The sequence below is a fragment of the Streptomyces sp. NPDC111628 genome (assembly GCF_055635195.1).
On record NZ_JBVKBZ010000003.1, the window covers coordinates 635,896 to 652,408 of the forward strand.

17 protein-coding genes are annotated in these 16,513 nt (G+C 74.0%); 9 read left to right on the forward strand and 8 right to left on the reverse strand.

Annotated features, from left to right (window positions below; genetic code table 11):
- Positions 1 to 33: 33 nt before the first annotated feature.
- On the reverse strand, positions 34 to 819 hold the full coding sequence (locus tag ACZ7MF_RS17815; protein WP_471477729.1) for a hypothetical protein: 786 nt from the start codon (positions 817 to 819) through the stop codon (positions 34 to 36).
- Positions 816 to 1,223, reverse strand: coding sequence for a hypothetical protein (locus tag ACZ7MF_RS17820; RefSeq protein WP_471477730.1), 408 nt, complete (start codon positions 1,221 to 1,223; stop codon positions 816 to 818). The genes ACZ7MF_RS17815 and ACZ7MF_RS17820 overlap by 4 nt, the downstream gene beginning before the upstream one ends.
- A 189-nt stretch (positions 1,224 to 1,412) precedes the next feature.
- Here ACZ7MF_RS17820 and ACZ7MF_RS17825 point away from each other — a divergent pair, with 189 nt between their 5' ends.
- Entirely contained in the window at positions 1,413 to 2,480 is a 1,068-nt protein-coding gene (locus tag ACZ7MF_RS17825; protein ID WP_471477731.1) for a YihY/virulence factor BrkB family protein, read from the forward strand.
- A gap of 47 nt (positions 2,481 to 2,527) precedes the next feature.
- On the opposite strand, the gene ACZ7MF_RS17830 is transcribed toward ACZ7MF_RS17825, so the two are convergent.
- Positions 2,528 to 3,322, reverse strand: a complete 795-nt coding sequence (locus ACZ7MF_RS17830; protein WP_471477732.1) for an SDR family NAD(P)-dependent oxidoreductase — start codon at positions 3,320 to 3,322, stop codon at positions 2,528 to 2,530.
- Between the two features lie 193 nt (positions 3,323 to 3,515).
- On the opposite strand from ACZ7MF_RS17830, the gene ACZ7MF_RS17835 reads away from it, so the two are divergent.
- The 4 genes from ACZ7MF_RS17835 (at position 3,516) to ACZ7MF_RS17850 (ending at position 8,533) form a co-directional block, all read left to right on the forward strand.
- On the forward strand, positions 3,516 to 4,688 hold the full coding sequence (locus ACZ7MF_RS17835) for a hypothetical protein (protein WP_471477733.1): 1,173 nt from the start codon (positions 3,516 to 3,518) through the stop codon (positions 4,686 to 4,688).
- A 134-nt stretch (positions 4,689 to 4,822) separates the two neighbouring features.
- Entirely contained in the window at positions 4,823 to 5,386 is a 564-nt protein-coding gene (locus ACZ7MF_RS17840) for a 2Fe-2S iron-sulfur cluster-binding protein (RefSeq protein WP_471477734.1), read from the forward strand.
- A complete protein-coding gene (locus ACZ7MF_RS17845) occupies positions 5,383 to 6,375 on the forward strand; it encodes an FAD binding domain-containing protein (RefSeq protein ID WP_471477735.1) in 993 nt (330 codons plus the stop codon). Before ACZ7MF_RS17840 ends, ACZ7MF_RS17845 begins: the two co-directional genes overlap by 4 nt.
- Positions 6,376 to 6,403: 28 nt before the next feature.
- The gene (locus tag ACZ7MF_RS17850; RefSeq protein WP_471477736.1) at positions 6,404 to 8,533 is read left to right on the forward strand and encodes a xanthine dehydrogenase family protein molybdopterin-binding subunit; all 2,130 of its coding nucleotides are present in this window, start codon (positions 6,404 to 6,406) and stop codon (positions 8,531 to 8,533) included.
- Between the two features lie 70 nt (positions 8,534 to 8,603).
- Here ACZ7MF_RS17850 and ACZ7MF_RS17855 read toward each other — a convergent pair whose 3' ends face one another.
- Entirely contained in the window at positions 8,604 to 10,034 is a 1,431-nt protein-coding gene (locus tag ACZ7MF_RS17855; RefSeq protein ID WP_471477737.1) for a hypothetical protein, read from the reverse strand.
- A gap of 204 nt (positions 10,035 to 10,238) precedes the next feature.
- On the opposite strand from ACZ7MF_RS17855, the gene ACZ7MF_RS17860 reads away from it, so the two are divergent.
- The 3 genes from ACZ7MF_RS17860 to tgmB all read left to right on the forward strand — a co-directional run bounded on the left by ACZ7MF_RS17860 (position 10,239) and on the right by tgmB (position 11,872).
- Entirely contained in the window at positions 10,239 to 10,559 is a 321-nt protein-coding gene (locus ACZ7MF_RS17860; protein WP_471477738.1) for a YkvA family protein, read from the forward strand.
- 118 nt (positions 10,560 to 10,677) lie between these two features.
- Positions 10,678 to 10,869: a putative ATP-grasp-modified RiPP gene (gene tgmA, locus ACZ7MF_RS17865; RefSeq protein ID WP_003978169.1), complete on the forward strand. Its 192-nt coding sequence runs from the start codon at positions 10,678 to 10,680 to the stop codon at positions 10,867 to 10,869.
- 16 nt (positions 10,870 to 10,885) lie between these two features.
- Entirely contained in the window at positions 10,886 to 11,872 is a 987-nt protein-coding gene (tgmB, locus tag ACZ7MF_RS17870; protein ID WP_471477739.1) for an ATP-grasp ribosomal peptide maturase, read from the forward strand.
- Between the two features lie 15 nt (positions 11,873 to 11,887).
- Here tgmB and ACZ7MF_RS17875 read toward each other — a convergent pair whose 3' ends face one another.
- Entirely contained in the window at positions 11,888 to 12,103 is a 216-nt protein-coding gene (locus tag ACZ7MF_RS17875) for a hypothetical protein (RefSeq protein WP_356855993.1), read from the reverse strand.
- Between the two features lie 108 nt (positions 12,104 to 12,211).
- Entirely contained in the window at positions 12,212 to 12,715 is a 504-nt protein-coding gene (locus ACZ7MF_RS17880; RefSeq protein WP_471477740.1) for a hypothetical protein, read from the reverse strand.
- Between the two features lie 197 nt (positions 12,716 to 12,912).
- Between ACZ7MF_RS17880 and ACZ7MF_RS17885 the strand changes: the two genes are divergently transcribed.
- Positions 12,913 to 13,911: a GlxA family transcriptional regulator gene (locus tag ACZ7MF_RS17885; protein WP_471477741.1), complete on the forward strand. Its 999-nt coding sequence runs from the start codon at positions 12,913 to 12,915 to the stop codon at positions 13,909 to 13,911.
- Here the strand turns inward: ACZ7MF_RS17885 and ACZ7MF_RS17890 are convergent.
- Entirely contained in the window at positions 13,897 to 14,160 is a 264-nt protein-coding gene (locus tag ACZ7MF_RS17890) for a DUF5133 domain-containing protein (RefSeq protein ID WP_356855999.1), read from the reverse strand. The two genes, ACZ7MF_RS17885 and ACZ7MF_RS17890, sit on opposite strands and share 15 nt — an antisense overlap.
- A 453-nt stretch (positions 14,161 to 14,613) precedes the next feature.
- A complete protein-coding gene (locus ACZ7MF_RS17895; RefSeq protein ID WP_471477742.1) occupies positions 14,614 to 16,383 on the reverse strand; it encodes an ABC transporter ATP-binding protein in 1,770 nt (589 codons plus the stop codon).
- Between the last annotated feature and the right edge of the window lie 130 nt (positions 16,384 to 16,513).

Genomic DNA, 16,513 nt, shown 5'->3' on the forward strand with positions numbered 1-16,513 from the left:
GTCTCCTTTCGTCGCGCCGGCGGCGCGCGCGGATCACAGGGCCTCCAAGGCGTTTCGAAGCCGTCGCAGCAGGGCCGTGTCGGGGTCGTCCCACACCACCGCCCGCGGTTCCGGGCCGGGGACGAGGGGCGGCGCGGCGGGCGGCTCGGCGCGGACGAGTCCGTCGGCGGCGAGGCGGCGCAGTTCGACCAGGGTGTGGTACGTGCGGCAGGCGAGCGCCGACGCGATCTCCGCGGCGGTGCGGACGCCGTCCACGTGGGTCAGGGTGCGGCCGCGCCGCACGGGCAGCTCCGCGGTGTCCGTGCCCGGCACCCGGGTCAGGGGGAGGGTGTCGATGGCGGGGTCGGGCCAGATCCGGTCCAGCAGGGCGCGCCGGCGCCCGGACTCGCGGACGACGACGTCCACCGGGACCGAGCGGACCGCGCCGAGCCAGTGCACGGCGCCGGGCCGGAAGCGCTGTGCGCGCGTGTCGTGGGCCAGGACGAAGTACGCGGCGTCGAACAGTGCGCCCAGGTGGCAGACCTCCAGCGCGCCCGCGGTGAGCCGGCCGCTGTCCACGAGCCGGTGGCCGACCCGGTGCTGGGTGCCGCCCCGGTCGACCGCGTCCCACCAGCCGTCCGGCGGGACCGCGCCGCTGCGGGTGAGCAGCGCGCCGAGGTCGGGGGTGAAGGCGGACTCCGCGTGCACGACGCGGCCCGCCGAGAGGTAGACGATGCCCCGCTCGCCCGACAGCGCCCCGGTCGCTCCTTCGGCCGCGAGGGCCCCGAGCGCCTCCGACGTCGTCTCGTGCGTGGCCCAGGTGGTCGTCACCCGGGTCATCCGAGCACCAGCCGGTCCGCCATCTCGGCCAGCCGGATGCGGGCCAGGGCGAGGTTCCCGTCGTTGCGGTCCAGCCACAGGTGGAGGAAGACGGTGCTGTCGAACGGGGTGCTGACGAACCTGAGCAGGTGGTAGGCGTCGCCGGTGGTGGCGATCAGGTCCTCCACCGGGGGTTCCTTCCCGGGCTCCGGGGCGCCGCCCGCCGTACCGGCCGCCGCCAGGGAGCCGCTCTCCGCGACGTGCCGGCCCAGCTCCGCCGTCTCCGCGGCCGTCGCCTCCCAGTCGCCGCCCGGCGCCTCGCCGACGGCGCCGAGAGCGAGCCCGCTGATCCAGTCGACCAGGGACGCTCCGCGCGCGCCGGGCAGTCGCATGGCTTCCAGCAGACTCTCGTCGATTCCGGGCACGCCGGATCCCCTCCCCTGCACGGCTGTACCGCGAACGTGACGACGACACTACGGAAAGTGCACGCATCTGGTGAGCGCTTTGGCATTTTCCAGAGGAACGTGCCCGCGGGCGGGCATACTGCGCTGTTCGGCCCGTTCCGGGGGACAGCGGCCGGGCGTGCGGACGCCGGGACGGGCAACCCGGGGTCCATGGCCCGACTCCACTTCCCCCGCTTCCCCCGCAGCGGGAAGCACACGAAGGACGCGACCGCGGACGTACCGACCGGCGAGGACTACGGTCCGGACGCCGCCACCGAGCGCGCCGCCCCCGACTCCCCCGCCGAACTGCCCGGCCGTTCCTGGTCGGCGCTGCCGCGGCGCGTCTTCGCCGAGTTCAAGGACGACGAGCTGACCGACCGGGCCGCCGCCCTGACCTACTACGGGATCCTGTCGCTGTTCCCGGCCATGCTGGTGCTGGTCTCGCTGCTCGGCATCGCCGGGGAGTCCGCCACCCAGGAGGTCCTCGACAACGTGCAGAAGCTCGCACCCGGCTCCGCGCGGGACGTGATCACGGACGCCGTGGAGCAGTTGCAGGCCAAGGCGGGCCTGGGCTCCGTGCTGGCGGTCGTCGGTCTGGTGGGCGCCGTCTGGTCGGCGTCCGGGTACGTGGCCGCGTTCATCCGCTCCGCCAACGCGGTCTACGACGTGCCCGAGGGACGCCCGGTGTGGAAGGTGCTGCCGCTGCGCGTCGCCCTGACCGTGGTGCTGCTCGTGCTCGCGGTGGTCAGCGCGCTCATCGTGGTGTTCACCGGAAGCCTGGCCCGGCAGGCCGGTACCGCGCTCGGTGTCGGCGACACCGCGCTGACCGTGTGGTCGATCGCCAAGTGGCCGGTGCTGGTCCTGCTCGTCACCTTCATGATCGCGATCCTGTACTGGGCCGCGCCGAACGCCCGGGTCAAGGGCTTCAAATGGGTCTCGCCGGGCAGCCTGGTCGCGCTGCTGATCTGGCTGCTGGCCTCGGCGGGCTTCGCCTTCTACGTGGCCAACTTCGGCTCCTACAACAAGACGTACGGCACCCTGGCCGGCGTCATCATCTTCCTGGTGTGGCTGTGGGTGACGAACCTGGCCATTCTGCTCGGCCTGGAGTTCGACGCCGAGCTGGCCAGGCAGCGGGTCATCGACGGCGGCCACCCGCCCGAGGAGGAGCCGTACGTCGAACCGCGCGACACCCGGGCGTGGAACGAGGCGGACCGGCGGCGCGCGGCCTCGGACGAGTGACGCCAGGGACGCCAGGGACGCCAGGGACGCCAGGGACGCCAGGGACGCTACGGCAGGATCGAGTCGACGTATCCGCCGTCGACCCGGACGGCCGCGCCGGTGGTGGCGGAGGCGAGCGGGGAGCTGAGGTACACCACCAGGTTGGCGATCTCCTCCGGCTCGATCAGCCGCTGGAGCAGGGACTGCGGGCGGTGTTCGCGCATGAAGACGCGCTGCGCCTCGTCCCAGGGCAGGTCGCGGTCGACCAGCTGGTACACGAAGTCCTCGACGCCCTCGGTGTGGGTCGGCCCGGCGATGACGCAGTTCACCGTGACGCCGCTGCCCGCGGCCTCCTTGGCGAAGCCGCGGCCGACGCCGAGCAGGGCCGTCTTGGAGACGCCGTAGTGGATCATCTCGGCCGGGATCACGACGGCCGAGTCACTCGCGATGTACAGCACCCGGCCCCAGCCGCGGTCCCTCATCCGGGGGAGATGGGCGCGCGTCAGCCTGACGCCGGCGAGGACGTTGATCTCGAAGTAGCGGCGCCATTCGGCGTCACTGATCTCGAGCGCGGGTGCGGCGCCGAAGACGCCGAGGTTGTTCACGAGGATGTCCACGTCGGGCAGCGTCTCCAGGGCCCGCTCGGCGCCCTCCTCCGTACCGAGGTCGGCCGCGACCGGCACGAACGCGCCGTCCGGGACCTCGGCCCGCAGCTTGTCGACGCTCTGTGCCAGGCGGCCGGCGTCGCGCCCGTTGACGCCCACGGTGGCACCGGCGCGCGCCAGTCCGGCGGCGATCGCCGCGCCGATGCCCTGCGAGGAGCCCGTCACCAGTGCGGTGCGTCCGCCGAGGTCGAGGTTCATCAGGTCGCTCCTTGTCCTGCCGTACGGTCGGTCGGGTTGCTCCTGCCCACCCTCGCTCACGACGCACCCGCGACCCGGCCGCCCGCACCGCACGCCCGCACCGGCACGCCCGGTCGGCGGACCCCCCGGTGCTCTCGGTTGACCTGCGGCGACGATAATTGCCACGTCCGTGCCCCTGCTGCCCGATGGACCCATGCCGACCTCTCCCACCGCCCGCCCCACGCATCCGCCCACGCTGTGGGCCGCCCGCGGCCGCCATGTCGGCTCCGCGGCCGAGGACACCGTCCGGCACCGGCTGCGGCGGCTCAAGGACGACCACGTCGTCGACGACTTCCTGGAACCGCCCGACGAGCCGGCGGCCGAACCCGCGGCCGCCGGGGCCCCCGGCCCCCGGATCATCGAGGCGCGCTGGAAGGCCCCCGGTTCCGTCACCGTGCGGGCCAGACTGATCCTGGAGCCCGCGTCGGCGGGCGGGCAGGAGTGGACGCTGCTCGCGGAGGCCGAGGAGGCCTGGGACCTCGCCTGGCCCTCCCCCGCCACCGTGTTCTGGCCGGACGACCCGGACGTCACCTGGGACCGGGACGCCGCCACGGGGCTGCGCCTGCGGGGCATCAACACCCTGCCCGACGACGACAAGGCCGTGCGCCGACTGCTCAAGGAGGCGGGGCGCAGCCCGTGGAACATCCACGTGGTGGTGCACGAGGCGATGACCCCGGACCACCGCGGCCGGGTGCCGCTGGCGCAGCGGCTGCCGCCCGGTCTGCGGCACCGGGTGGTCGAGCACCGCGCCGCGCCGCAGCAGTTGCGGGTGGTGAACTGGGCCCTGGAGGACTTCGGGGTCCAGGTGCCGCGCGGCGGCGCCGTGGTGCTGCCCGGTACACCGGCCCCGGCCGACTACGCCGCCGGTGACTTCTCCGTGCGCACCGTGTTCCTGGACGGCTCCGAGCCCACCGGGCTGATCACGGCGGTGACGTCCTTCGCCGCGCTGCCCAGGCCGCTGCCCGACGACGCGGTGGCGGCCCTCGGCTCGCTGCGGGAGGACTGGCGGCTGCTGACGCTGGAGGAGGAGCTGGAGCGGGAGCGCAAGCTGGTGAAGATGTACGCCGAGGCGCTGGAGGCCATGACCCAGTCCCGCGACCTGTACCGGGAGGCGGCGGAACGCGCGGCCGAGGCCCTCGCCTGGTACCGGGAGTCCGCCCCGGCGGCACCGGCCGGACCAGCACCGTCGCAGACGCCGTCGGCCTCTCCCCTGCGAGGTCTGACCCGCACGCTGGAACGGTTCAGGGGCTCCCCCCGGGCCCCCCGCCCGGACGCCGCCGACCGCGGCACCACGGAGCCTCCCGGCAGCCCGGCGACCGACGACTGACGGCTGGCTGCCGGCTACTGGCTGCTGACGACTGGCCCCCGCCGGGGGTGAGGGCACCCTCACGTGTCATCCGGCGGGAGGTGGATACGCGGACGGCACAGGAGCACGGCCCGTCCCGGAAGGTCACCGACGCCATGGACAGCCAGCACGACAGCGCCCCCGCTTCCCGCCCACCGGAGTCCTCCCGTTCCCAGACCACGCTCCGGGTCAACGGCAAACCGCACACGCTCACCGTCGATCACCGCCGCGTCCTGCTGGACCTCCTGCGGGAGGACCTCGAACTCGCCGGCGCCAAGAAGGGGTGCGACCACGGCCAGTGCGGCGCCTGCACCGTCCTGGTCGACGGGCGGCGCGTCAACAGCTGCCTGCTGTTCGCGGTCGCCCTGGACGGCTGCGAGATCACCACCGTCGAGGGGCTCGCCGGGGACGGCGAGGAGCTGCACCCGGTCCAGCGCGCCTTCCTGGACCGCGACGCCTTCCAGTGCGGCTACTGCACCCCGGGCCAGATCTGCTCCGCGGTCGGCGCGCTCGCCGAGGCCGCGGCCGGGCACCCCTCCCACGTCACCGACCCGGCGACGCCTTCCGGGGAACCCGTCGCACTGAGCCGCGAGGAGATCCGGGAGCGGCTGAGCGGCAACCTGTGCCGCTGTGGTGCCTATCCGCGCATCGCCGACGCCGTCGAGGACGTGATCCCGTGAAGCCCTTCGCCTACGTGCGCGCGGGCAGCGTCGAGGAGGCCACCGAGGCCTTCGCGGCCCACCCCGGCGCCCGCTACCTCGGCGGCGGAACCAACCTCGTCGACCTGATGAAGCTCGGGGTGGAGACGCCCGCCGCGCTCGTCGACGTCACCCGGCTGCCGCTGGACACCGTGGAGGAGCTGCCCGACGGCGGACTACGGGCCGGGGCGATGGTGCGCAACAGCGACCTCGCGGCCCACCCCGCCGTCCGCGACCGCTACCCCGCGCTGTCCCAGGCGCTGCTGGCCGGCGCGTCCGGGCAGTTGCGCAACGCCGCCACCACCGGCGGCAACCTGTTGCAGCGCACCCGCTGCCCCTACTTCCAGGACCTGTCGAAACCCTGCAACAAGCGGGAGCCCGGCACCGGCTGCGGCGCGCTGGAGGGCGTGCACCGGGACCACGCGGTCCTCGGCCACTCCGACCAGTGCATCGCCACCCACCCCTCGGACATGGCGGTGGCGCTGGCCGCCCTCGACGCGCGCGTCGAGCTGCACGGCCCCGAGGGCACCCGCAGCGTGCCCGCCGCCGACTTCCACCGGCTCCCCGGGCTGCATCCGGAGCGGGACACGGAGATCCACCCCGGCGAGCTGATCACCGGCGTGGTCCTGCCCGCGGGCACGGCCGGACTGCCCTCGGCGTACCGCAAGGCACGCGACCGGGCGTCGTACGCCTTCGCGCTCGCCTCCGTCGCCGTCGTGCTGCACCTCGCGGACGGGGTGGTGGAGCGGGCCGGGATCGCCTTCGGGGCGCTGGCACACCGGCCCTGGCGGGCCCGGCGGGCCGAGGACGCACTGCTGGGCGCGGCCCCCACGACGGCGGCGTTCGAGCACGCGCTCGACCTGGAGCTGGCCGCGGCGGAACCGCTGCGGGACAACGCCTACAAGGTGCCGCTGGCCCGCCGGCTGGCCCTGGACGTACTGGGCCGGCTCGCCCCGCCCGCCACGACCTGACGACCGAGGCGTCCACGAGGAGGACTCCATGACCGCCACCGATGCCGTCCTGGGCGCTCCCGTCGAGCGCCGGGAGGGGCGGGAGAAGGTCACCGGCACCGCCCGGTACGCCGCCGAGTACCCGGAGCCGGGCCGCGCCCAGGCCTGGCCGATACCGGCGACGGTCGTACGCGGCCGGGTGACCGGCGTCGACACCGCAGCCGCGCTCGCGCTGCCCGGCGTACTCGCGGTGCTCACGCACGAGAACGCGCCGCGGCTCGGCGCTCCCGACGACCCGACGCTGGCCGTGCTGCAGGGCCCGCACGTCCCGCACCGGGGCTGGTTCGTGGGCCTGGTGGTGGCCGAGTCGCTGGAGGCGGCCCGGGCCGGTGCCACCGCCGTCCGGATCACCTACGAGTCCGAGCCCCACGACGTGACCCTCACCGCCTCGCACTCCGAGGCCTACGTCCCGGATTCCGCCAACGGCGGCTTCCCGGCCGTCACCGGGCACGGCGACCCGGACCGTGCCTTCGCCTCCTCGGCGACCCGGGTGGACGTCGCGTACACGGTGCCGCCGCTGCACAACCACCCCATGGAGCCGCACACCAGTACGGCGTACTGGGACGGCGAGCGGCTGACCGTGCACTCCTCCAGCCAGGGCACCTCGGCGGTGCGGGGGGAGCTGGCGCGCCTGTTCGCCCTGCCCGAGGACCGGATCACGGTGCGGGCGGAGCACGTGGGCGGCGGTTTCGGCTCGAAGGGCACGCCGCGGCCCGAGGTGGTGCTGGCCGCGATGGCGGCGCGGGAGACCGGGCGGCCGGTCACCGTCGCGCTGCCGCGCCGCTACCTGCCCGCCGTCGTCGGACACCGCGCGCCGACCCTGCACCGGCTGCGCCTGGGCGCGGACAGTGGCGGCCGGCTCACCTCGCTGGTGCACGAGGTGACGACGCACACCTCCCGGGTGAAGGAGTTCGTGGAGCAGGCCGCGGTCCCGGCCCGCGTCATGTACGGCACGCCCGCCCTGCGCACGGCCCACCGCGTGGCGGCGCTGGACGTTCCCACCCCGTCCTGGATGCGCGCCCCCGGCGAATGCCCCGGCATGTACGCCCTCGAGTCCGCCATGGACGAGCTGGCCGCCGAGCTGGGCGTCGACCCGGTGGAGCTGCGGATCCGCAACGAGCCCGACAGCGAGCCGGACAGCGGAAAGCCCTTCAGCAGCAGGCATCTGGTGGAGTGTCTGCGCGAGGGTGCCCGGCGCTTCGGCTGGGAGGGCCGCGATCCCCGGCCCCGGTCCCGCGGGGCGGGGCCTGTGCTGATCGGCAGCGGCGTGGCCTCGGCCACCTATCCGGTGCTGGTCTCCCCGTGCGTCGCCTCGGCGCGTGCCCTGCCCGACGGTGGTTTCCTGGTGCGGGTCAACGCCACGGACATCGGCACGGGTGCCCGGACGGTGCTCGCGCAGATCGCGGCCGACGCCCTCGGCACCCCGCTGGACCGGGTACGGCTCGACGTCGCCGACAGCGGCATCGGGTTCGCCCCGATGGCCGGTGGTTCCTCGGGCACCGCGTCCTGGGGGTCGGCCGTCCACGAGGCGTGCGTCCGGCTGAACGGCCGGCTGGCGGAGCACTCGGGGCGGCTGCCGGACGAGGGGGTCACGGCCGAGGCCGACACGTCCGGAACGGCGGACGCCGAAAGTCCCTTCGCCCGGCACGCGTTCGGCGCCCATTTCGCCGAGGTGAGCGTGGACACCGTCTCCGGTGAGGTTCGGGTGACGCGGCTGCTGGGTGTCTTCGCCGCGGGGCGCATCCTCAACGCGCGCACGGCCCGTTCCCAGTTCATCGGGGGCATGACGATGGGGCTGGGCATGGCGCTGACCGAGGACAGCACGATGGATCCGGTGTTCGGCGACTTCGTGCAGCGTGATCTGGCGGCCTACCACGTGCCCGCGCACGCCGACGTCACCGACCTCGAGGCGCACTGGGTCGAGGAGGAGGACGACCACCTCAACCCCATGGGCAGCAAGGGGATCGGCGAGATCGGGATCGTGGGCTCGGCGGCGGCCGTCGGCAACGCCGTCCACCACGCCACCGGCATCCGCTTCCGGGAACTGCCGCTCACTCCGGACCGGGTGCTCACCGCGCTGCTCGCACACGAGCACCCCGCGGGCATGCTGGGAGTCTGACGACGCACGCGGTCCGCGCCGGTTCACCGTCCGGCGCGGACCACGCGGTGCGAGGGTCGGGCGGTGGCGGTCAGTCCGCGGCGGTGCGGCGGGACACGGCCACGGGGCGGGCGGGCCGGCGGCGGGCGGAGTCCTGCGAGGCCACCCGCACGCACAGCGCCATGAGCGCGACGAGCGAGGCCGCCACGGCCACGGCGACCGCGATCCAGACCGGTGCCAGCGTGAGGTCCGTGACCGGGGTCACCCGCGCCGAGGGGGTGGCGCTGCCGTAGAGCTTGGCCGCGGCCAGCGCCGCCGGTCCCACCACCGCGGCGGCGAGCATCGGCACGGCCGGCCGCACGGTCAGCAGCAGGGCGAGCACCAGGCAGAGCGCCGACATGCCGAGCGCCACCCCGTAGGCCGGTGCGGAGGCGTCACCGCGGTGCAGCGGGAAGTAGGCGACGCCGCACCCGGCCAGGACCGCGACGGTGAGCCAGGCCGGCCAGGCCGGACCGCGGGCGGCCCGCCGTGCCGCGCGGTCGCGCACCGCCCGGGCCTGGTCGCGGTCGCGCGCGGCACGGGCACTGTCGCGGTCGCGCGCGGCGCGGGTCTCGCCACGGTCCCGTCCCCGGCGGAACGGGCGTGGCCGCCTGCGGAGTTCACGGCCGCGGCGGTCCGCTCCGGAGGCGTTGCCGCCGCGCCCCGCCGACCGGGGTGCGGGCGCGTGTCCGTCGTCGTCGGCCGCGTCCCGGTCCGCGCGCAGCCGCCGGGCGTCGGGCCGCTCCGGGCGCACGTGGCCGCTCTCGGCGAGCCGGCCGATCAGTTCGACCAGTTCCTCCACGGGCCGGCCGGTGGCGGCGGCGCGCACGGCCGCCTGACCGCAGTGCGGTTCCAGGGGCGTGCGGTGCAGCAGCGCCATCAGCCGCGTCACGTCCTCCACGGAGCGGCACTCCGCCGCGGCCCGGATCGCCTCGTCCGCGCTGTCGGACTGGCGCGGCGGCCGGGTCAGCAGGCCGACCAGCCGGGTCACGTCCTCGACGGACCGGTTCACGCCGACCGCGCGGAGCGCGTCGATCGTGGCCTGTGCGTACTGGGGTGACCGCTCCAGCGTCGTGATCAGGTCGACGACCTCGTCCAGCGGCCGGTCGGCCACGGCGGCGCGCACGAGGTCGCCGACGGGATCGCCGTACGCGTGCGCCGCACCGGCGTCGGCGTCGGTGTCGGCGTCCGGGTCGGCGGCAGGGGCCGTGCCTGCGTCGGCATCGAGAGGGCGGGGGCCGGGGCCGGCGGGAGCGGGGAGGTCGGGGTCGGGCTCCAGTTCGGGGAGGTCGGCATCGTCGAAGTCGACGTCCCAGATGTCGTTCTCCTGCTCGGGCGAGGGCCGGCCGGAAGGGGTCCGTACCTCGGGTTCCGCGCCCGGCGGTCGCGCCGTGCCGGTGGTCGTGGTCGTCTCCCCGGTGGGCAGGTCCAGGGCGGATATGGCGTACTCGGGCGAGCGGGGTGATGAAGAGCCGGTGGTCATGATCTCTCCGTGTGGTGGGGGTGCGGCCGCCCTGCGTCCCCGACATGCGACTCGCGCTGTGTGCTGCCATTACTAGGCACGTCCACCGTGCCGTGCCACCCCGGGTGGGCCACAGGGATGAGAGAACCCGTCCCGCGGTCTTGCCACCGCCACCGGCGGGCATCCGGGTAGGGAGGCGCGCACCGCGCGCCGGAGGAGGGGGCCGTGGATACGACCACAGTGATCGTCGTGGCGGTGCTGCTCGCGGCGCTCGTCCTCGCGGCGGCGGTCGCCGTCCTGGTGCGCCTGGTCCGGACCCGACGGGACCTCAGGCGGGCCGGGCTTCCGACGGGTCCCCGCTGGGTGTTCTGGGGAGCGGTCCTCTACCTGGTCCTCCCGGCCGACCTGTTGCCCGATCCGGTCTACCTGGACGACATCGGCGTACTGCTCCTCGCCCTGCGGTCCACGCGCGGCGCGCTCGGCGGCCGGCACGGCCCCGCGGAACGGCGGCGGACCACCCGCCCGCCCGGTGATTACGCAGCGTAAGGAAACCAATCACCCGTTCGATTCGTATAAGTCTCTGGAAGCCGAAGGAAGTCGGCGGACCAGATGACGGCGCAAGGGGCCGTCATCTGATCGGCGCAGCACCGACTAGGGAGAGACGATGCAACCGTTCGCGCTCAACTACGCACGGCCGGCAGTGGAGTTGGAAGCCACCACTCCGTACGTCTACGACTCCGGGCTGCAGTTGAACGTGCTCCTCGACGGGCGGGTGGCCGCCTGCGACCACGCGCTGCTGAGAGAACTGGGGACCACGACCTCCACCGCGGGGTCGAAGACTCACTTCGACGACTGAACACGGGTCGTCGAGAATGACCGTGTTGATCCTGACCAGTGAAGAGGACGTCACCGCCGACATGGTGGTGGTGCACCTGAACGCGTCGGGGGTGCCGGTGGTCCGGCTGGACCCCGCCGACCTCACCGACTCCGTCGCGCTCTCCGGCGAGTTCGTGCACGGCTCCTTCCGGGGCCATCTGTCCTCGGGGGGCCGTTTGGTGAGCATCGGCGGGCTGAGGTCCGTCTGGGTGCGCAGGCCGGGGGGTGCGGCCACGCGGGCCGCCGAGCCGTCCGCATGGCTGACCGAGGAGGCCGGTCAGGCGCTGTACGGCATGCTCCGCGGCTCGGGAGCACGTTGGATGAACCAGCCCGACGCCGCGCACCGGGCCAGGTACAAGCCCTGGCAGCTGCGTCTCGCCCAGCGGTGCGGGCTGCCCGTGCCGGCGACGCTGATCACGACGTTTCCGCGGGCGGCGCGCGAGTTCGCCGAGCGCTACCCGGATCTGGTGGTCAAGCCCGTCTCGGGCGCCCACCCGCAGGATCCGCCGCTGGCGGTGCCGACCAGCCGGGTTCCGCCCGAGGCCGACTTCTCCGCCGTCGCGCACGGCCCGACACTGCTGCAACGCCGGGTCGCCAAGCGGGCCGACATCCGGCTGACCGTCGTCGGCGAGGAGCTGCTGGCCGCCCGCAAGACGGCACTCGCGAGCCTGGACCCCGACGAGGTCGACGTCCGCTTCGCCGGGTCGGGCGAGCCGTGGCGGCCGGCCGAGGTGCCCCCGCGCATCGCCGAGGGCGTCCGCACCTACCTCCGGGCGGCCGGACTGGCCTACGGCGCCCTCGACTTCGCCGAGGACGGCGACGGGACCTGGTGGTTCCTGGAGTGCAACCAGTCCGGGCAGTTCGGCTTCGTCGAGGTGGACACCGGCCAGCCGATCGCCCGCACCATCGCCGACTGGCTGGCCAGGCCCGGCGCCGCGGACGCGGTGGACCCGGGCGGTCCCGACGCGGCGGTGGCCGGGTGAGGCGGGGTGCGGCCGTCAGTGCGGGCGCGGGCCGGGCAGCAGGGCGGTGCGCTGCCAGCCGGCGCCGGGGGACTGCTGGCGCTCGGCGCCGGGCAGGTGCCCGGGGGCGCGCAACGGACGCATGACCACCTCCAGTTCCCTGCTCACACGCTCGGCGTCCCGCCGCACCTGCTCGGGGACGTCACCGCGTTCGGCGACGAGTCGGTCGTAGATGGGGGAATCCTGGAACACCCGTCAACGTGCCTTTCGTGTCGTCCGCCCCCGCACGGAGGCGCGACTGAGCAGTCTAGGCGCCCGTTCACGTGGTGGTGCGCATTCCGCCAGGATGTGAACGGCCGCTCAGGCGCCGGTCGTGGAGCCGGGCCGCACGATCATGAGGATGGTCACGGTCGCCCACAGCAGGTTGAACACGCCGGTGAACATGGCGAGCCGGGCCGTACGGGCCCGTTCGACCGGCCGCCCGTCGGCCAGCTCCTCCAGCAGTTCCTCCTGGCGCGGCAGCACGAAGGCGGCCAGGAGTCCCGCGGCGACGGCCGTGAGGGTGATGGACGCGACGAGCCAGGCGTCCGACAGCACGCCCATCGCGACGGCGGTGGCGAAGCCGAGGACCGGCACCGCGATGCCCAGACCGGCGTAGACCCGGCAGATCCGGTGCAGCAGCCGGACGGTGCCGACGTCCCCGGCGTCTCCGGCTTCCCCGGCTCCCGCCCCGTCCGCTCCCCCGACGGCCGCGGCCACCGGCACCCGTCGGGCAGCGGCCGGGAACATGCTGGCCGCGACGGTGACGGGGCCGACGGCCACGATGGCAGCCAGGACGTGGAGGGACAGCAGGATCTTGGTCATCGGTCGGGCTCCGGGAGGCAGGTTCGGGCGATGCGGTGATCGAAAACCAAGGTAGGAAGGCGGCGCCGGGTCGCACAGAGGCTGAAACGACAGCTTCCAACGGAATCCCGCCAGCACCGCCACCGGCACCTGCCGGACGGCACCCGGGCCCGGCGCGGGCTTCTGCGACCGGCGGGAACCCGCCTAGGGTGACGTCCATGCACTCGGTGGCGATCCTGGTCCTCGACGACGTGGTGCCGTTCGACATCGCGGCGCCCATGCAGGCGTTCGACTGGACGCGGCTGCCCGACGGCCGCAGTCCCTACCGGGTGAGCCTGTGCGCGGAGTCGGCCGAGGTGCGTACCGAGGGCCTCGCCCTCCGGATCGAGCAGGGCCTGGAGGCACTGGAGACCGCGGACACGATCATCGTCCCGGGGCGCTCCGAGGAGCTCGGCCCGCCCTCCGTCCGTGTGCTCGAGGCACTGCGCCGGGCGGCCGCCGCCGGTACCCGGATCGCGTCGGTGTGCGTGGGCGCGTTCGTCCTGGCGGAGGCCGGGTTGCTGGACGGGCTGCGGGCCACCACCCACTGGATCGCCGCGGCGGAACTGGCCCGCCGGCATCCGCGCGTCGAGGTGCGGCCGGACGTGCTCTACGTCGACAACGGGCAGATCCTCACCTCGGCGGGTGCCGCGGCGGGTCTGGACATGTGTCTGCACATGATCCGCCGGGACCTGGGGTCGGCCGTCGCCGCGCACACGGCCCGGATGTGTGTCGTGCCGCTGGAACGGGAGGGCGGACAGGCACAGTTCATCGTGCACGAGCATCCGCCCGTGCCGCGGGGCTCCGATCTGGAGCCACTGCTGGAATGGATCGAGGACAACCTGGCCGGGGAGGTCACCCTGGCCACGATGGCGGCGCGTTCGGGCATGAGCGAGCGCACCTTCAGCCGCCGGTTCCGCGAGCAGACGGGTACCACTCCGCTCCAGTGGCTGCTGCGGGCCCGGGTGCGGCGCGCCCAGTACCTGCTGGAGAACGGGGACCAGCCGGTCGAACGGATCGCCCGGCAGGCGGGTTTCGGCTCTCCCACGGCCTTCCGCGAGCGGTTCCGCAGGGTGGTGGGCACCACGCCCTACGCCTATCGCGCCGCCTTCCGGGCGAAGACCTCCGCGTCGCCGGACGGCTCCGAGGTCCCGCTCGGGGTGTCACACGGCCAGTGACAGGCCGCTCTCCCCGTCGACGTCCGCCGGGCACGCCTCCGGTGTCGCGCGTCCCTTGGCGAGCAGCAGCGCGTCCGCCTTCGCCACCGCGTCGTGGACACTGGTCGTCGCCAGCATCACGCACAGTGTGTAACTGACGTCCGTCAGTTCCCGCGTCACCGCGGGCCGCGGCCTCTCCGCCTGAGCGATCCGCAGCGTCGCGTACCGCGTCAGCAACTCCCTGACGACCTTCGGGTCCGGTTCGAGCACGAAGCGCCCCTCTCTCGACTTTCGCTGCGTATGCCCGGCCCCCGCCGTCACAATCGCACCGTGCCCGCCCCCGCCCGCAATTGACCGGATCCGGGCCTTCGGCGACCGGGGCGGGCTGGTGGCGGCGCTGTACGCGGCGCGGCTCGAACCGGCCGAGGGGCCGTCGAGACGGGTCCGCCGGCGCTGGAGGCCGGGCGCGCGACCGCCCCTACGGCGCCGGACACCACGAGCGCCGGCACAGCCTGCTCCGTGCGGTGCTGAAGGAGGTGCCCGGCCTCGCCCGACGGGGAGTTCGCCGCCCACGCGCTCCTCGCCGCCGTCCGCGCCGACCTCGTCGAGCACCCGGCCGGCCGGACGTGTCCCGCAAGCGGATGGGCGCCCAGCTCGCCCACTGCACGGCCCGGGTTTTCGTCGGCCCCTCCGCACGGGCCTGAGGAAGGGACCCGGACGCGCTCAGGCGACCTGACCGCTGTGGAGTGCGGTGTAGGCCCCTCCCCCGGCCAGCAGTTCCTCGTGCGTGCCGATCTCCTGGATGCGGCCCTCGCCCATCACCACGATCCGGTCCGCGCCCCGCACGGTGGACAGCCGGTGCGCCACGACGAAGGTGGTGCGCCCGCGCAGCAGCCGGGCCAGCGCCTGCTGGACGAGCGCCTCCGAGCGGGTGTCCAGCGCCGAGGTGGCCTCGTCCAGGATCAGCACCCGGGGGTCCCTGATCAGGGCGCGGGCGATGGCCAGGCGCTGGCGCTGCCCGCCGGACAGCCGCGCCCCGTGTTCCCCGACCAGGGTGTCCAGGCCCCGCGGCAACCGGTCGACGAACTCCAGGGCGTTGGCGTCGCGCAGGGCGCCGCGCACGGTCTCCTCGTCGGCGTCGTCCATGCCGTAGGCGACGTTCTCCCGGACGGTGCCGTCGAACAGGATGGACTCCTGCGGCACCACCGAGACGAAGCGCCGGTACGTGCGCAGGTCGAGGGTGTTCATGTCGGTGCCGTCCAGCAGCAGCCGGCCGGAGGTCGGCCGCAGGAAGCCGATCACCAGGTTGAGGACGGTGGACTTGCCGGCGCCGGACGCGCCGACCAGGGCGATGGTCTCGCCGGGTTCGACGGAGAGGGTGAAGTCGCTGACGGCGGGCCGTCCGTCGCTGTCGTAGAGGTGCCCGACGCCCTCGAAGGTGACGGCGCCACGCAGTGCGGTCAGCTCCTTCTTGCCCTCGTTGTCCTCCAGTTCGGGGGCCTGGAGCACCTCGCCGACCGAGCGGACGGACTCCAGGCCCTTGGTGATGACGGGGGCGAGCCCCGCCAGCGTCGTCGTGGAGTTGGTGAGGGTGGTCAGGAAGGCGCTGAGCATCACGACGTCCCCGGCGGTGACGCCCCAGACGTCGTAGTACGAGACCAGCGCGGCGCCCGCAAGCACCAGGACGCCGACCACGTTGAGTACGACCCAGGACAGCGAGCCGAAGCGGCCGTTGACCAGGTCCAGGCGCATCCCGGAGGTCAGCAGCCGGTCCAGGGTGCCGTCCATGCGGCGCAGCGCCTTGCCCTCCAGGCCGTGGGCCCGGGTGACCGGGATCAGCCGGGTCATCTCCGTGACCCGTGAGGACAGGGTCTCCACCTCGTGGCGGAAGCGTTCGTTGTGGGTGCGCAGCCGGGCGCGGAGGCGGGCCACGAGAAGGGAGGCCGCGGGGACCACGACGAGGAAGACGGGCAGGAACTCCGGGGTGCGCACGGCGATGATGACGAGGCCGCCGGTGAGCACGGTGAACGCACCGAGCCCGGTCTCCGCGGTCTGCTGCACCATCTGCTCCACCGTCTCCACGTCCCGCACCACCTTGGCCTGCAGCACGCCGGCGCTGACCCGCGAGTGGTAGCCGATGGAGAGCTGCTGCATGCGCGTGCACAGCGCGGAGCGCAGGGCGGTGCCCATGCGGCGCACGCTGCCGTACAGGAGGCGGACGTAGAGCAGGTGCAGCGGGTAGTTGACCACCAGGATGAACATGATGAGCCCGGTGCTGGTCCACAGGTCGGTGATCGGACCGTGCTGGACCACGGTGTCGATGATCGCGGCGGTGACGAGGGGCAGCAGCCAGATCGGGCTGTGCTTGACGGTGAAGACGGCGACCGCGCCGGCCAGTCGGCGGCGGTCGGCGCGGAACAGGTAGACGAGCGTGCGTATCGGGTGTTCGCCCCGGTAGCGGTGATCGAGCGGCTTTTCCATCGACGACGCCATCGGCGTGGTCCTCCTGGTGACCGAGTGGGGCAAGCGCTTGCTACCGCGCTTTCCTACCCCGTCGGCCGGGAGTACGCCACACCGTTCCGCGCCTTGGAAGGGACCCGCGCCTTCTCCCCCGTGGAGGGCG